The organism is Lysinibacillus sp. FSL P2-0066, assembly GCF_037969495.1.
GTDB lineage: Bacteria > Bacillota > Bacilli > Bacillales_A > Planococcaceae > Lysinibacillus > Lysinibacillus boronitolerans.
This window is the reverse complement of the sequence record NZ_CP150202.1, coordinates 2,261,175-2,277,136: the sequence shown is the minus strand read 5'-3', so window position 1 is coordinate 2,277,136 and position 15,962 is coordinate 2,261,175. Positions and strand designations below refer to the sequence as shown.

13 protein-coding genes, 1 pseudogene and 3 riboswitches are annotated in these 15,962 nt (G+C 38.9%); of the genes and pseudogenes, 1 reads left to right on the top strand and 13 read right to left on the bottom strand.

What is annotated here, in order from left to right:
• Positions 1 to 5: 5 nt before the first annotated feature.
• The 4 genes from MKZ14_RS11255 to mmgD all read right to left on the bottom strand — a co-directional run bounded on the left by MKZ14_RS11255 (position 6) and on the right by mmgD (position 5,339).
• Complete coding sequence (locus MKZ14_RS11255; protein WP_339280984.1) at positions 6 to 1,664, bottom strand: acyl-CoA dehydrogenase family protein; 1,659 nt, start codon at positions 1,662 to 1,664, stop codon at positions 6 to 8.
• Between the two features lie 42 nt (positions 1,665 to 1,706).
• Positions 1,707 to 2,621 (bottom strand): methylisocitrate lyase, encoded by a 915-nt coding sequence (gene prpB, locus MKZ14_RS11250; RefSeq protein WP_339280983.1) that lies wholly within the window; start codon positions 2,619 to 2,621, stop codon positions 1,707 to 1,709.
• A gap of 64 nt (positions 2,622 to 2,685) precedes the next feature.
• The gene (gene prpD, locus MKZ14_RS11245; RefSeq protein ID WP_339280982.1) at positions 2,686 to 4,119 is read right to left on the bottom strand and encodes a 2-methylcitrate dehydratase; all 1,434 of its coding nucleotides are present in this window, start codon (positions 4,117 to 4,119) and stop codon (positions 2,686 to 2,688) included.
• A gap of 98 nt (positions 4,120 to 4,217) precedes the next feature.
• Positions 4,218 to 5,339 (bottom strand): citrate synthase, encoded by a 1,122-nt coding sequence (gene mmgD, locus MKZ14_RS11240; protein ID WP_339280981.1) that lies wholly within the window; start codon positions 5,337 to 5,339, stop codon positions 4,218 to 4,220.
• Positions 5,340 to 5,530: 191 nt separating this feature from the next.
• Positions 5,531 to 5,727: riboswitch (cobalamin riboswitch) on the bottom strand.
• Positions 5,728 to 5,977: 250 nt separating this feature from the next.
• On the opposite strand from mmgD, the pseudogene MKZ14_RS11235 reads away from it, so the two are divergent.
• A pseudogene (locus tag MKZ14_RS11235) lies at positions 5,978 to 6,465 on the top strand (NUDIX hydrolase).
• A gap of 56 nt (positions 6,466 to 6,521) precedes the next feature.
• Here the strand turns inward: MKZ14_RS11235 and MKZ14_RS11230 are convergent.
• From MKZ14_RS11230 to metE, 9 genes are all read right to left on the bottom strand, one after another.
• The gene (locus MKZ14_RS11230; protein ID WP_339280980.1) at positions 6,522 to 6,803 is read right to left on the bottom strand and encodes a hypothetical protein; all 282 of its coding nucleotides are present in this window, start codon (positions 6,801 to 6,803) and stop codon (positions 6,522 to 6,524) included.
• A gap of 9 nt (positions 6,804 to 6,812) precedes the next feature.
• Positions 6,813 to 7,199 carry a hypothetical protein gene (locus MKZ14_RS11225; protein ID WP_313150193.1) on the bottom strand — a complete coding sequence of 129 codons (387 nt, stop codon included), beginning with the start codon at positions 7,197 to 7,199 and terminating at the stop codon, positions 6,813 to 6,815.
• 13 nt (positions 7,200 to 7,212) lie between these two features.
• The gene (locus tag MKZ14_RS11220) at positions 7,213 to 7,578 is read right to left on the bottom strand and encodes a DUF2089 domain-containing protein (protein ID WP_339280979.1); all 366 of its coding nucleotides are present in this window, start codon (positions 7,576 to 7,578) and stop codon (positions 7,213 to 7,215) included.
• A gap of 190 nt (positions 7,579 to 7,768) precedes the next feature.
• Positions 7,769 to 8,575: an ATP-binding cassette domain-containing protein gene (locus MKZ14_RS11215; RefSeq protein ID WP_339280978.1), complete on the bottom strand. Its 807-nt coding sequence runs from the start codon at positions 8,573 to 8,575 to the stop codon at positions 7,769 to 7,771.
• 13 nt (positions 8,576 to 8,588) lie between these two features.
• A complete protein-coding gene (locus MKZ14_RS11210) occupies positions 8,589 to 9,359 on the bottom strand; it encodes an ABC transporter ATP-binding protein (protein WP_339280977.1) in 771 nt (256 codons plus the stop codon).
• 13 nt (positions 9,360 to 9,372) lie between these two features.
• On the bottom strand, positions 9,373 to 10,182 hold the full coding sequence (locus MKZ14_RS11205) for an ABC transporter permease subunit (protein WP_339280976.1): 810 nt from the start codon (positions 10,180 to 10,182) through the stop codon (positions 9,373 to 9,375).
• Position 10,183: 1 nt separating this feature from the next.
• Positions 10,184 to 11,137 carry a nickel ABC transporter permease gene (gene nikB / locus MKZ14_RS11200; protein ID WP_339280975.1) on the bottom strand — a complete coding sequence of 318 codons (954 nt, stop codon included), beginning with the start codon at positions 11,135 to 11,137 and terminating at the stop codon, positions 10,184 to 10,186.
• Positions 11,138 to 11,208: 71 nt separating this feature from the next.
• Positions 11,209 to 12,825: a nickel ABC transporter substrate-binding protein gene (gene nikA / locus MKZ14_RS11195; protein WP_339280974.1), complete on the bottom strand. Its 1,617-nt coding sequence runs from the start codon at positions 12,823 to 12,825 to the stop codon at positions 11,209 to 11,211.
• Between the two features lie 148 nt (positions 12,826 to 12,973).
• Positions 12,974 to 13,167, bottom strand: a riboswitch (cobalamin riboswitch).
• A gap of 138 nt (positions 13,168 to 13,305) precedes the next feature.
• Positions 13,306 to 15,603: a 5-methyltetrahydropteroyltriglutamate--homocysteine S-methyltransferase gene (gene metE, locus MKZ14_RS11190; protein WP_339280973.1), complete on the bottom strand. Its 2,298-nt coding sequence runs from the start codon at positions 15,601 to 15,603 to the stop codon at positions 13,306 to 13,308.
• A gap of 173 nt (positions 15,604 to 15,776) precedes the next feature.
• Positions 15,777 to 15,957: riboswitch (cobalamin riboswitch) on the bottom strand.
• Positions 15,958 to 15,962 lie beyond the last annotated feature (5 nt).

Sequence of the window (15,962 nt, the reverse complement as noted above, 5' to 3'; positions counted from 1 at the left end):
AACAATTAACTTATCGATTTTGGATTGTTAATAATATTTCTTGCAATCTCTCGCTTTTTCATAAAGAGATTTTGATGTAGCGGGATGTTTAGCTGTTGAATTGCATCTAGCCATATTTTTCGCTTTTGTTCGTTTGTTTCAGCAGCACAAATAATATCAATTGTACTTTTTTCTATTTTACGGTAGCCTTCCTGACAAATGATATCAGTCATCAAGTACTTTGTTTTTTCATTTGCATTTTTTACTGTTCTCAGTAAAGAAGCTTCCATAACATAAAGATCCTTTGCCATATCAGCCAACAGACGCATGTATTCCTGCTCTTGTTCCAAATGGATCTGTGCGTCTGTAATGACAGCAAGAGCTACTTGCATTAAGTAATTGGAAAGTTGGATGTATTGCTGATTTATTTCAGCTGGCTGCTCGGCTGCTGGTGCATTATACGTAGAAGGTGCGAGCGTATATTTTTTATATAACATTTTCGCAATGGTTAAACGATTGATTTCGTTTGTCCCTTCAAAAATACGGCTAATCCTCGCATCACGATACAATCGTTCTACCTCATAATCTTGCATATAGCCATAGCCACCATGGATTTGTACAGCTTCATCTACAATTTTGCCAAGGGCTTCTGAGCAATTGACTTTATTAAGGGCGCATTCCAAAGCGAAATCAGCTATTTTATGAACCATCGACTCTTTACTAGCTAACTTAATCGCATCATCTATTTCTCCAGCTGTCCGATAGGCAGCACTTTCTGCCCCATATATTGAAATGGCCATGTCCGCTAGCTTTTCCTGTATCATAGTAAAATCAACAATTGGCTTGTGAAATTGCTTCCGTTCCTTCCCGTAACCCACAGCTAATTGTAGAGCCTGCTTGGCAGTGCCAATGTTGGAGAAAGCTAGCTTTAGACGTGCCATATTCAATATATTCATCGCCACTTTATGGCCTTTTCCAACCTCGCCAAGTACATTATCCCTCGGTACGCTAACATCCTCTAATATAAGGGTAGCCGTCGAAGATCCCTTAATGCCCATCTTCTCTTCTTCCTGTCCCACAGATACCCCTGTAAAGGTACGTTCGACAATGAAAGCAGTCATGCCTTCACTTGTTTTTGCAAAAACAACAAAGATATTTGCTAGTTGCGCATTGGTAATCCATTGCTTTTCACCGTTTAAGATCCATGCTGAGCCATCTCCATTTAAAATCGCATTTGTTTGGGGATGTAATGCATCTGAACCTGCGTCCGGCTCTGTCAGTGCGTAGGCTCCAATCCATTCCCCTGAGGCCAATTTTGGTAAGTATCTGTGCTTTTGTGACGCGTCTCCAAAATAGACATAGGGCAATGTCCCGACTCCAGCATGAATATTGTAAGAGACACTAAATGAGCCGCCATAGCCCATTTTTTCTGCAACGAGCCCTGAAATTTTTTTATTGAGTGCCAGCCCACCATAGTCTTCAGGTATCTCAATGGCTAGTAAACCAAGGTCACCTGCTTTTTGAAATAAATGACGAGTAACTTCATATTGATGCTTTTCAATAGCTGTAATTTTAGGTGAGACATCCTGTTTAATGAAGAGCTCTGCCGTTTTTGCGATAAGCTCTTCCTCATCTTGAAAGTCCTCTGGTGTAAAGATGTTCATTTTGTCCTCTAGTTTATCCATGCTAGCCCTCCTTGAAAGAATAGGAGAAAAACAACTTTTCTCCTACTTTACTTCCTCTTTTGGTAAGATGGTTTTCGACAACTCACTATCTAGATCTTCAAATTTGTAATAGGAAATGGTTTCATATAATTCACTTCTGGTTTGCATATCCTCAATAGCATCTTTCTGCGTTCCTGTGTTTTTTATTAAGGCAAACACTTGCTCATAGGCTTTGGCTGCAACTCTCATGGAGGTAACGGGATAAATCACCATCGAATAGCCCATTTTTTCAAACTCCTTTGCGGTATAATAAGGCGTTCGTCCAAACTCAGTCATATTAGCTAATAAGGGAGCATCCAGCTCACTGGCGAATTGTTTAAACTCTTTTTCTGTTTGTAAAGCCTCTGGAAAAATAGCATCTGCGCCAGCTGCTACATAGGCTTTAGATCTTAAGATAGCCTGTTCTAAGCCTTCTACAGACCTCGCATCCGTGCGGGCAACAATCACTAAGGTAGGGGCTGTTTGCTTAATCATCTTTATTTTTTGTATCATTTCCTCTTGGGAAACAAGCGTTTTTCCATTCAAGTGACCACATTTTTTTGGAAGATTTTGATCTTCTAGCTGTACAGCAGCAACCCCTGCCTCTACCATTTCGCACGCTGTACGGGCAACGTTTAGTACACCACCGAAGCCAGTATCGATATCTACGAGCATTGGTAAATTCGTAGCACGAATAACATCGTTTGCTCGCTCCGCCACTTCATTGGAATAAATCATTCCTAAATCAGGTAACCCTCTACTGGCTGTGTAGGCAGCGCCAGATAGATACAGTGCCTCAAAGCCAACTTTTTTAGCCATTAAACCTGCCATTGCATCATGAGCGCCTGGTATTTGCAAAATCGTTGAACGTTTAATGAGTGCTCGAAATTGCTCCGCCAGTTGTTTTTGTGTTATCGCTTCGTTTACAATCCACGCCATCTATAAAAACCCCCTAATAATCAATGATGTCTCACCATAAGTACGTCCAAAATCGTCTAGATAGTTAAACAAATAAATTAACAAATTCATGGACGGCATGATTCTCAAGTAGCTCTTGATCAACACAAACCTCATTAATTTTACGTAATTGTTTTTGTGAATAATGAGTACCTATGTTTTGCTGGAATTTATTAATGATTTGAGGGTATGCTTCCTCACGACGGAAACGGTGTCCTAATGGATATTCACACTCAATAAGCTCAGACGATGTACCATCGTTGTAATAAATTTGAACAGCATTGGCAATCGAACGTTTTTCAGGATCTAGGTAATCGATTGTATATTGAGCGTTTTCCACAACCACCATTTTATTTCTTAAATCATCGATGCGTGGATCTGCTGCCACATCATCTTCATAGTGATCTGCAATAATATCACCAAAGATTAGACCAATAGCTGTAATATATTGAAGACAGTGATCGCGATCAGCTGGATTAAGAAGAGGCCCTTCTTTATCGATAATTCGTATTGCTGATTCATGTGTCGTAATTTGAATGCGGTCAATGTCCTGTAAACGATTTTTCACTTCATGGTGTAAATGAACGGCACATTCTGCAGCTGTTTGTGCATGGAATTCAGCTGGATAAGAAACCTTGAATAGTACATTTTCCATCACATAAGATGTAAGTGGTCTAGCAAGCTTTAATTCTTGTTTATTAAAGAGAACGTCTTGGAATCCCCAGCCTGGTGCAGATAAGGCCGTTGCGTAGCCCATTTCGCCTTTCACAGCCATCATCGCTAATTGCACTGCTCGACTTGTTGCATCCCCAGCAGCCCATGATTTTCTAGAACCTGTATTCGGTGCATGACGATATGTTCGCAGACTTGAATTATCAATCCAGGCATTGGACAATGCATTGACAATTTCCTGATGCGTGCCTCCTAATGCCTTTGTCACAACAGCTGTTGTTGCAATTTTGACAAACAAAACGTGATCTAGCCCAACACGATTTAAGCTATTTTCTAGTGCTAAAATACCTTGTATTTCATGGGCTTGAATCATCATTTCTAAAACATCTTTCACTTTAAGAGGCTCCTTACCCTCTGCCACACGCACGCGACTTAAATAATCTGCCACAGCTAATATGCCACCTAAATTATCAGAAGGATGCCCCCATTCAGCTGCGAGCCAAGTATCGTTGTAATCTAACCAACGAATCATACAACCGATATTAAACGCGCCTTTAACTGGATCAAGAACATAAGATGTTCCTGGAACACGTGTACCATTAGGAACGACTGTGCCTGGTACTACTGGGCCAAGAAGCTTCGTGCATTCAGGATATTGTAAGGCCAAAATGCCACAGCCTAAAGTATCCAATAGAACATAGCGTGCCGTTTCGTATGCCTCTTCACTTGTAATCTTTGTATTTAGTACATAATCCGCAATATCTGTAAGTAATTGATCTGTCTTCGTTATGTCATTTGTTTTAATCATCTATATCTTCCTTTCAAGGCTTGAGTTTGATATACTAGTATGCTGATAGGCATTGGTCAGAATGCCCATCAGCTTTATGGCGAGTTGTTAAAACTTGATTATACCGACAATTCTTCAAGGTTATGACGCTCGCCAATATAATTGACACGAGGTCTAAATAATCGATTATTGTCATGCTGCTCAATCACATGGGCACATAAGCCAGTTGTTCGTGAGCCAAAGAAGATTGGCGTATAGATTTCAATTGGTAAACCAAGCATGTAGTACACGGGTGCTGCATAATAATCTAAATTTGGATACAACCCTTTCTCCTGTGCCATCACTTTTTCACCAGCTTCACACATGTGATATAAGCGATCATCCCCTTGCTCCAAACATAATTTATGCAAGGCTTCTTTCATAATTTGTGCTCTTGGGTCCATCTTTTTCATATAGACACGGTGGCCAAAGCCCATAATCTTTTCTTTATTTTGTAGCTTGTTTTTCAACAATGCTTCAAAGCCTTCTACTGTTTTTGCTTCAAGAAGCATGTACATGACTGCCTCGTTAGCCCCTCCATGTAAATTCCCTTTCAATGATGCGACAGCTCCCGTTAAAGCGCCATACAAATCAGATTGTGTAGAAGCAATGACACGAGCCGCAAACGTCGAATTTGGCATCTCATGCTCACTATATAAAACGAGTGACTGATCAAAAATTTCTTCTTCTAACGCAGTTGGCTTTCTACCCGTAATCATGTAATAAAAATTGGCACTATAGGAAAGTTGACTATCCGGCTCGACAACATCTTGTCCATTTAATACACGATAGCTATTTGCTACGATGTTGGGCATACCACCTAAAAGTCTATATGCTCGCGATAAATTCCTTTCAGTCGAACGATCATTGATGTGCTGATCAAAGCCTGCTAAAACAGAAATTCCTGTTCTCAGCCCATCCATCGCGTGTGTTTCATTAGGTAATAGCTTGAAAATTTGAAATATCTCTTGTGGTACCTGATAATGAGCTTTCAATTTATCCTGTAAGTCAGCCTGTTGCTCGGTAGTTGGTATTTCTCCATGCAGCAATAAGTAAACAATATCTAAATACGAATATCGCTGTGATAATTCAATCAAGTCATAGCCTCGAATAACTATTTGACTTCCTACAGTGTCTAAAAAAGATAGCTTTGTTTCAGCAGCAATGATCCCATCAAGACCTGGTGAATAATTTAACTCCATTTAATGACAGCCCCTTTGTTTAATTATTCTTGTAAGCGTTACCATTCAAACACGACAGAACAACAAAAAAACAACTTCTATCCCTTTTTAGAAGTTGTTAATCTACAAAAGCATGACAGACCAAAAAAACAGTGAATTTAACATGAATTCACAATCATGCAGTAGCTAACACCTCCCTATCCTCGTAGGTTAATTGATGCTTCTTTCGTGGCAGGTCTCCTGACTTATGATCAACGCTCCCATAACACCTTCCCATTTTGATAAACAAAACAGTGGCTTTGTTATCGAGCTCCTAAATACAGTTGCGGGACAGTGTTGGACTCTCACCAACTTCCCTTTTAATCAAATAGAATCCACTCCTATTTGAACCACCAAAATTTAGCATATTCAATTTGTCTTTTTACCTTAACATAGAGTTTTCAAAACAATCAATATAGGTAAAATTCAGAAAAGACTGATTATAAAAAGCTATTTTTCATCTTTAATGAACTATTCTACGTTTTTTAGCAATATTTCGCACAAAAAAGATTATACATTTATCACAATCTATCCATTTTCAAGCATTACAAAGAAAAAAGAGGTTTTTACAAGAAGAAAGGCGAATAGTTTTTTATGATGGATGGATAGGAGAGGCCAATATGGGGTATATTTCAGAATTAAGGAAACACATCGGTGGTAGACCTATTATTAGTGTTGGGGCGACCATTCTTGTGATTAACGATGACATGAAAATTCTCTTTCAACATCGATCAGATACGTTGGATTGGGGATTACCTGGCGGTGCATTGGAGCTAAACGAAACGTTAGAAGAGGCTGCTGCTCTCGTGAGCTTCATGAAGAAACAGGACTTGTGGCTAATGAATTTGACTTGATTGGTGTTTTTTCAGGGCCAGATTATTATTTTCAATATCCAAATGGGGATGAAGTCTATACAGTTATTCATCTTTATGTTGCAAAAAATGTAAGGGGTACTTTGGAGATGAAGGATGATGAGAGCTTAAAACTTACATATTTCAGTAAAAATGAGCTACCAGACCACCTTGAGAAGAGAACGAAACTGCTATTAAGCAATTTAGAAGATAAATTGTGGGATTTAGGTAGTTCATTTGCAAATTACGCTCTTTAAAATAATAAAGAGCATGCTTTTTAATAGAACATGCTCTAATCATTCTTTTTTGGATATTATAGTCTAACCTTAACCTCAGTCCCGTCCTGAGCTTTGACATCGACTAGCACGAGTCCTTTATAATTTTTTAGTTCCTTGATAATCGGCTTGAGCATTTCTTTGTCGATGAGCGGAAAGGTAAAGTCTATTTTCTTTCGTTCGAAGTATGCCTTTGTCCACTTATTGGCTTGTTGCTGAATCCATTTAGAAGTTAAAATGGAGAGGACAATGGTTACCACAGTATAGGGAACTGGGACGGTAAAGCGAACGTCTTTTGCTTTCACTTTTACATGCATCATTCGTCGCCTCTACTCAATGAAGACTGCAACGGTATCCCCGTTTGCTGATTTTATATCTACAATTTGTCCATCTAATTCATTTTCAATCGCTTCAAGAAGAAGATTGATATCGATATCTTTCACGTATTTTTCTGATTGTGGAATACTCGCAGCGATGCTGTGTCCTGCCATCAGTACGGCTTTGACAAGTTTAATCGGCAAATTTACCGTGACATTATCATTTTCGGTGGATACTACACGGACCTTTAACGTTTTATCTAAATACTTTGTTTTTTCCACAAATTTATTCTCTGATTCTTCTTTCTGTTGTAGCACTTGAATCAGTTCTGATCCTTTATCCGCATCAATTTTTCCCTCTTGAATCATGGTTAATACTTTTGTAATTTCCTCTTTCATGGTTCGTTCCTCCCTATTCGTCTTTTAAAAGCTTGATGGCTTCATCTGTTGTGATTTCGCCATTTTCTAGCATACTTACAATTTTTTTCTCGTCTACTGCATTTTTCTTCTTTTCAGCATAGCCAAGGGATGAAATAATATCGTTTAGCTTGCCTCGAACTGTTGGATATGAAACTCCCAGTTCCTTTTCAACCTCTTTAATATTCCCTCGACAGGTTAAAAATACTTCCACAAAATGAAGCTGATCCTTTGATAAGGATGCTAGCTTAGACAATTCAAACTCATTTTCAATGGTCGTGTGACAATGAGAACACTGTAACTTGGTAATTTTCAATGTTTTACTGCAAACAGGGCAATTTGTGATTACTTGATAAGCCATAGTGAACTCCTTCCTTTAAGTTAAATTGATTATATAACAAAGAATTTAAAGAAGTAAATAATAAAAATTAACTTTTTAAATTAAAATATAAATAAAGTTAATCTTGTGATTGATATTATTAATTATTTTTCTGCATTACTTTAATAATTAAGAAAACCCCATTTTTAAAAAATCAAAATGGAGTTTCTGCTTAATTTGGTCTATCCTTCTTTTTTCTTTCTCGTGGGTGTGATGGTAAAATAGCATTGTGTAATTCTTGTGAAGCGGGGTGCTGATATGTCCCATCCTTGCCTATCTCCTCCACTAGCTGACCATGCTGCATCACAAGGATGCGATCTGACATAAAACGTGTGGCCTGTAAATCATGCGAAATAAATATATAGGATAGCTGTAGCTCTTTTTGCAGTGATTGTAGTAACTCTATAATCGTCTTTTGCAAAATCATATCAAGACTACTAATGGCTTCATCTAAAACAATCAGTTTCGGCTTTAATGCAAGAGCTCTAGCTATGTTGACTCGTTGCTGTTGTCCCCCACTGAGCTGAGAGGGATAGTTTTGAGCCATTGCCCACTCTAACTCCACGCAGTCTAGTAATTCCCTTACTTTCTGTCGTCGCTCTAATTTACTGAAATGCTCGAAATTCAAAAACGGTTCTTCTAGTATTTCAAAAATCGTCTGCTTTGGATTAAATGAATGATAGCTATTTTGAAAAACAGCTTGTAAATCTCTCCGAATTATTTTTATATGCTTGCTGGTAGATTCGTATAAGTTGATTCCTTGAAAAAATATCTCCCCATTTGTTGGTCGTTCAATTCCTAAAATAATGCGTCCTAATGTACTCTTTCCTGAACCACTTTGACCGACGATGCCAAGACATTCGCCCTCCTGAAGTGAGAATGTTACCTTCTGTAATATAGGAATTTTTGCTCCTCGTTGAAATAGGGCTGTTCGTTGCGCATAATGCATATCAATATTTTTTACGTCTAGCAGCGTCATTTTATCACCTCTATCATAGCATTCTTGCTTGTAAAAGTTTCTTTGTATAAGGATGCTGAGGCACATCAAAAAAATCAAAAACATTTGCTTGCTCAATGATTTCTCCTTGATACATCACAGCCACATCGTCAGCAAGTTCAGCAATTACACCTAAATCATGGGTGACAAGGAGTATGGTAGCATCTGTTTCTGAGCGAATTTGATTAAATAATGTTAATACTTGTTTTTGATTGATGGTATCAAGAGCAGTCGTAGGCTCGTCTGCAATGTAGAGAGAGGCCTGTATCGCCAATGACAGGGCAATCATTACTCGCTGCAGCATACCTCCACTTAACTGAAAAGGATAGTAGGATAAAAGCTGCTCTGGATAAGGTAAATGAACTTTTTTCAAAGCGTCAAGGGCGATCTGTCTCATTTCTTTTTTTGTAAGCTTAAAGTGCGCTTTTAAGGTTTCTCGAAAATGACCTTCAATCGTTTGAATACGATCGAATGCAGCGGATGGGTTTTGCAAAATCATCGAAAGATGCCGGCCACGATAAGCTCTCCATTTAGCAGCTGAAACATTTAATAAATTTTCTTGCAGATAGAGTACTTCACCCTGGCTGACATGCGCTACGGATGGCAATGTTTGCATGATGGCATGGCAAAGCATAGATTTTCCACTGCCACTTTCCCCAATAATTCCTAGGACTCTCCCTTTATAAGCTGTCAGATTGATAGAGGTTAATATATTTTTCTGTCCGATTTTGACTGTTAGGTCTTTCACTTCTAAAACTTTCTCCATAACTTCCCCTTTCCTAGTCAAACTTTTTTAAACGATTTGCTAATTGATTAAACAATAACACAACAAGGATAATGGCAAGCCCAGGATAAAGCATTAATTCAGGATGCTGCCGCATGTATTGCTTCCCTTCATTGATCATCATGCCCCATTCTGGAATCGGCGCCTGTACACCAAGCCCGATAAAGGAAAAACTCGCAATTTCTAAAATTACCTTTCCTATGTCAAATGTAACTATCGTGACAATAGTTGGCAATATATTGGGTATATAATGACGTCTAATTAATTGGATACCTGTAGTGCCAGTAATCCTTGCAGCTTGAACAAAGTCTTTCTCATTCATGCCAATAAACAAACTTCGGACCATTCTTGCATAATAAATGAGCTGTGTAAAAATGAGCGCTATTAAAACGTTTTTTAGGCTAGGACCTAATATACCTAACAGCCCAAATGCAAGTACGAGTGTCGGAAAGGCTAATAAACTATCACATAGTCGAATAAAAAGGAAATCGATTAAGCCCCTTTTCAACGCTACAAAGGCACCTAGTAGGATAGCTAAAACAATGGCAATTAGCTGAATGACGAGCGCTGATCCTAATGAATATCGAATACCTAAAAGGAGGCGTGACAAGATACACCGTCCTAAATGATCTGTACCTAATGGATAGTCCCAAGACGGAACTGAAAATTTCTTAGCTATATCGACAGCTAAAGGATCGTGTGGCATTAAAATTGGCGCAAATAGCCCTAACAAGCCAATGATAACAAGGAGGGATAGACTGATTAATCCTGTTAGCTTGCTACTTTTTCTTCGTAAGAAATTCATATCAATCTCTCCTGCCCTTCATCATTAGATGAGGGTCCAATAAACGATGCAATATATCTGTACATAAATTGGCAAGCACATAGATAACCGCAATAATTAATACATAGCATTGTACAACTGGATAATCCCTGTTCATAATGGATTCTATTAAGTACCTGCCGAGTCCTGGCCAGCTAAAAACCTGCTCCACAATCACGGCTCCACCTAATAGATTGCCAAGGGTCATGCCTAGCAAGGGAGTCAAGGGAATAGCAGCATTTCGCAACACATGACGGATAAGAATCACAGAGCTTTTTAATCCTCTTAGCCGTGCATATTGAACATATTGCTGTTGTAATTCTTCTAGGATGGTTGAACGGATAAACTGAACGAATAATCCAATTGTTGGTAACGCCAGTGCGAAGGCGGGTAAAACTAAATGAGCAGGTGTGCCCTTCCCGTTTGTCGGAAAGAGTCCTAATTTTAAGCTAAATAAATAGAGTAATAGGAAACCTAACCAAAAGGTTGGAATCGACACACTCAAGATGGAAAAGAATTGTATGATTTTATCGATGATGGTGTGCTTATACAATGCGCTTATTACCCCGAATGGAATACTTAGCCCTAAAATGAGGATAAACGCAGCAATAGCTAATTCAATGGTTGCGGGTAATTTCGTGAATAGCTCATGTGCCACGGGTAATTTACTAACAAAAGATGTTCCAAAATCTAGCTGTAATACGCCCTTTCCCCATAGCAAATATTGAAGAAGAAACGACTTGTCTGTCCCTAGTTCCTCACGCAATGCCTGAATGGCTTCCTCTGTTGGCGCAACCCTTGCCAAACGTAGTATGACTTCAGCAGGCTCTACTGGAACAAAACGAATAAATACAAAGGTTAGGATGGAAACGCCTAATAAGACAAAGGGCAATGTTAAAATTCTTTTTAAACAAAACATCCATGTCGATTCGTACATGCTGTCACTTCCTACTCAATCCTATGATAAAGAGAGAGCTGTCTCTGCTAGACACACTCTCTCCTCCACTTTTATTTTTCTTTAGCCATTTGTGCATAAGGTATATCATATTCAGATGCACGTGGGGCAAAATCCTTTAGAGATGGTTGATAAATCACATTATTTGTTTCGTAAGAAATAGGGTAAAAGAGTGCCTGGTCATGAAACATCGTTAAAATATTTGTGTAAAGCTGCACGCGTTCCTCTTCATCTGTCCCTACTAATAATTGGTGAATTTTCGTATCGATTTCTTTGGCGTTTGCTAAGCCTAATTTCGCCTCATACACACCACTAGCATTTGGTGTAGCTGATTCATTTGCAAAGCTATGTGGATCTGTAGGTGGTCCATTGGTCCGCCAGAAATTAATATCTACCTGGTCATCCATCAATTTTTGAAGACCGACCATTACATCTGCCCCTTCTAAATTCAACTGAACGCCAATTTTTGCGAGTTCACCTTGCATTAATTCTGCCATTGGTTTTTGAATCGCATCGGATGCAATGTAAATCAAATCTAAAGTCAACGGCTGTCCGTTTTTTGAACGAATTTTTTCACCCTTCGGTAATGTCCACCCTGCCTCATCTAGCAATTGTTGGGCTTTTTCTGGATTGTATACAATAGGTGCTAAATCTATATTGGCATAAGGAATTGCATCCCAGAACAATGTGTTCGCTACTTTTTCCGTACCATGTGTAATACTGTCGACCATTTGTTCCTTATTAATAGCATACTGAATGGCTTGACGTACCTTTAACTCAGATAATGGACCAGATTGTGTATTGAATAGCAGTGCTTTCGTAGATAAAGGCTCAGAGGTAGCAGTTTTGTATTTGCCACTGTCTTTTAAATACGTATAGTTATCTAAACTAATAATGCCACGGCCATAAATTAAATCTAATTCTTCGTTTTCAAATGCTAATGAAATAGATTCTGAGTCTGGGATAATTTTTACTTTTATTTGTTCTACTAATGGTTGTTCTCCCCAATAGTTTTCATTGCGACTAAATAATGCATATTCATCCTTTTTGTATTCAGTTAATACCCAAGGGCCTGTTCCAATCGGTGCTTTGATAGAATCTTGCGTCATATCACCATCTGGGAATCCGTCATCCCCTAAAAAACGGAAAGGTCTGACAAAGGCAAGTTCGTTTAAGACAGGATAATATGGCTCATCCAATTGCAGACGAATTGTAAAATCATCCACTTTTACAACCTCTTTCATGTGGTTAACCATCCCCATCCAAGAATGCATATCTCGATTCGCTAATACGGCGTCAAAGTTACGAATGACATTATCTGCATTAAATGTGGTGCCGTCTGAATATTTCACATCTTTTCTTAGATGGAAAGTATACGAAGTTTTATCCTCTGAGATGTCCCAGCTTTCGGCGAGCTTAGGCGTAACAGTACCATCATCGTTGTATTCCACCAAGGATTCATAAACCATTGCTTGGGCAGTCATTTGATTCGGTAAATATGTATGAGGATTCAATGGACCTACATCTAATGGCCAGCCAATCGTTATCATTTTTTCATCTGTTTGGTTTGCTGAGGTCTTTTCCTTTTCTTCATCCATGCCTGTACAGCCAGCAAGTAAACTGAACGTCAGGACAAGCAGGAAAGGAAGTAAATACTTTGTCAATCTCATTTTCTGTCTCCTATCTCTATTCGTAGTACAAATAAATCTACTTGTTGAAGAAGAGAAGGCATAAAAAAACCTTATTCTAAAAAAGAATAAGGACAGAAAAACCCACGATGAACAAGTCTCCATCCATCTCCCTATCTTTCGTAGATCATCAATGAATCTTCTTACAAGCAGGCATTCTGGCTCATGAATCATCATTTTGCTTCACCTTCCCAAGTACTCACTCAGTGGTATTTGAAACAAAACTACTCATTTACAGCTGCGGGACAGCATGGGGATTTCACCCATTTTCCTTTTAATTGAATGAAAGACGATTTCACTCAAACTTGTAATGATTGCTATGAAATTAGTAATAAACATAACATGCTCGCATGGTCACGTCAATTTTATTTTCTGAATATAATAAATAACATAAAAAGACTAGGGATTCACCCTAGTCTTCGTAATTGGAGAGTAGATGTAGTAGATTAAAAAATCATTTCGTTATCTTAATGTAGATTGCTGTACAGCTTGACGCAACGTTTTAGTAGCAGCAACCATATTGGCTAAAGCTGCAACGGTTTCTTCTTCTTTTCTCGTTTTTAAGCCACAATCTGGATTCACCCAGAATTGATGACGGTCCAGCACCTGTAGACTATCTTTCATAATAGTGAGCATTTCTTCCTCGCTTGGTACACGAGGGCTATGAATATCATAGACGCCTAAGCCAATTCCTTTATTATAGGGTTGCACTTGTAGTGAAGAAATAAGTTCCCCATGGCTTCGCGATGTTTCAATGGAAATCACATCTGCATCTAGTGCGCTAATCGGTTCGATGAAATCATTAAATTCGCAGTAACACATATGTGTATGGATTTGTGTTTCATCTTTGACACTAGATGTAGCAAGCTTGAAGGAATTGACAGCCCAATCTAAGTAAGCCCCCCATTCTTCCTTTCTAAGCGGTAAACCTTCTCTTAACGCTGGCTCGTCCACTTGAATAATCGAAATTCCTGCGTTTTCTAGTGCTTCCACCTCTTTGCGAAGTGCTAATGCAATTTGATAAGCGACATCTTGACGGGAAAGATCATCGCGCACAAAGGACCAATTTAATATCGTTACTGGCCCTGTCAGCATGCCCTTTACAAATCGCTTTGTTAGGCTTTGAGCATAGGCTGATTCTTTTACGGTAATTGGTGAGGCCCACGCAACATCTCCATAAATGATCGGAGGCTTCACACAGCGTGACCCGTATGAAACGACCCATGCTTTTTCTGTAAAGGCAAAGCCAGTCAATTTTTCACCAAAATATTCTACCATGTCTGTACGCTCAAATTCACCATGAACAAGTACATCGATATCTAATTCCTCTTGTATAGTGATCCAGCGCTTTGTTTCGTCTTCTAAAAATGTTTCATAGGCTTCATTCGATAATTGTTTCTTTCGCCACGCATTACGATTTCTTTTCACTTCATCTGATTGCGGGAAGCTACCGATTGTAGTTGTTGGAAACAGCGGTAATCCTAAGGCTTGTTGTTGGATCGTTTGTCGCTTCGTAAAATTACTGTGTCGTTCAAAATCTTGCTTTGTCACAGTTTGAACGGCTTGATGAATTAACTTATTTTGGCGGATTGGATGATTTTTTAGAGCCTCAATCGCCTTCATACTTTCTGAAAAATTATGTTGTAAGGAACCATCTTTATCTCGTCTGAATTTAGTCAGCCCCGTGATTTCTACGATTTTCTCATCTGCGAAGGCCAGAGACTGCTTTAAAACAGGGTCAAGATCATTTTCAAGAGAGGTTGTGATTGGAACGTGCTGTAGGTTACTTGATGGTTGAATCCATAGTTCAGCAGCATGACTTAGCTGTTCAATGGCTTGAATTGTCGCATTGACCTCCGCCAGGTTTGAACGCCAAATATCACGGCCATTCACTACCCCTATTCCTAATACTTTATCCTGCGGGAAACCAAATTGACGAAGTGACGCCATATTTCCTTTATAGCCATGAACAAAGTCCAAACCGAATCCTTGAACAGGCAATGTACTTAATGCTTCATAGGCACTTAAAGCTTCGAAATAAGTCTGTAGCATTATTTTAGCCTCAGGAACGGCAGTGGCTAACTGGTCATACATTTCTTTCACCAGCTTTATCTCTGCTGGATCAAGTGTTAAGACGAGGGATGGCTCTTCTAGCTGAATCCAAGTGGCACCTGCATCCACTAATTCTTTTAATACCTGCGTATAGAGTGGTAATAAAGCTAATAAGTACTCAACCTGTGTTAATTTGTTGTAGCCTTTCGTTAACTTATAAAATGTATAGGGACCAATTAGTGTCGGCTTCGCAATGATACCGAAAGTTTCCTTCGCCTCTAAAAAGTCGGCTAACACTTTATTTTCTGTTAGTTGTAAGGCTTGTCCCTCATACTCTGGAACAATGTAATGATAATTTGTATTAAACCATTTTGTCATTTCACTAGCTACGGCTGTTTTGTCTCCTCTTGCTACACTGAAGTAGGTATGAAAATCGACTTTACCACCTTGCCAGTTAAAGCGCTTTGGAACTAAACCAAACATCAAAGCTGTATCTAACATTCTATCGTAAAACGTAAAGTCGCCAACTGTCACCATATCGATTCCAAGTTGCAGCTGCTTGTTTATTCTTGATAAACGGATTTTCTTTAATTTTTCCTCAAAGTCCTCCTCAGAAAGTTCATTGCGCCAAAATGCTTCTAGTGCTTTTTTCCATTCGCGTTCCTCCCCTATATAGGGATAACCGATCAATGTACTTGTATAGTTCATGTTTTTAAGCTCCTTTTTTAGAAAAAATAAAAAGCCATTCTCCTATTAGGAAAATGGCTGCATGTTAAAATTAATAATGCTAAAACAATACGAAAAAGTATCTACTTTCGCATAAACGTTATCGCACAGTGCCTATTTGGTCACTTTTCACCACCTATTTCCACGTAGGTATTTGGTGTGTACTAGAAATTGGCAGGTCTCCTGGCTTTCCATCAACACGCCTCACAGCCTTCCCAGTTTCTCCAGTGGCATTTGTGATTTGCTCCGAATTACAGTTGCGGGACAGCGTCGGATTTGCACCGACTTCCCTTTTAAGCCAAACTTTCATTTGGCACCAAGTCTTACACAATATTCAATTA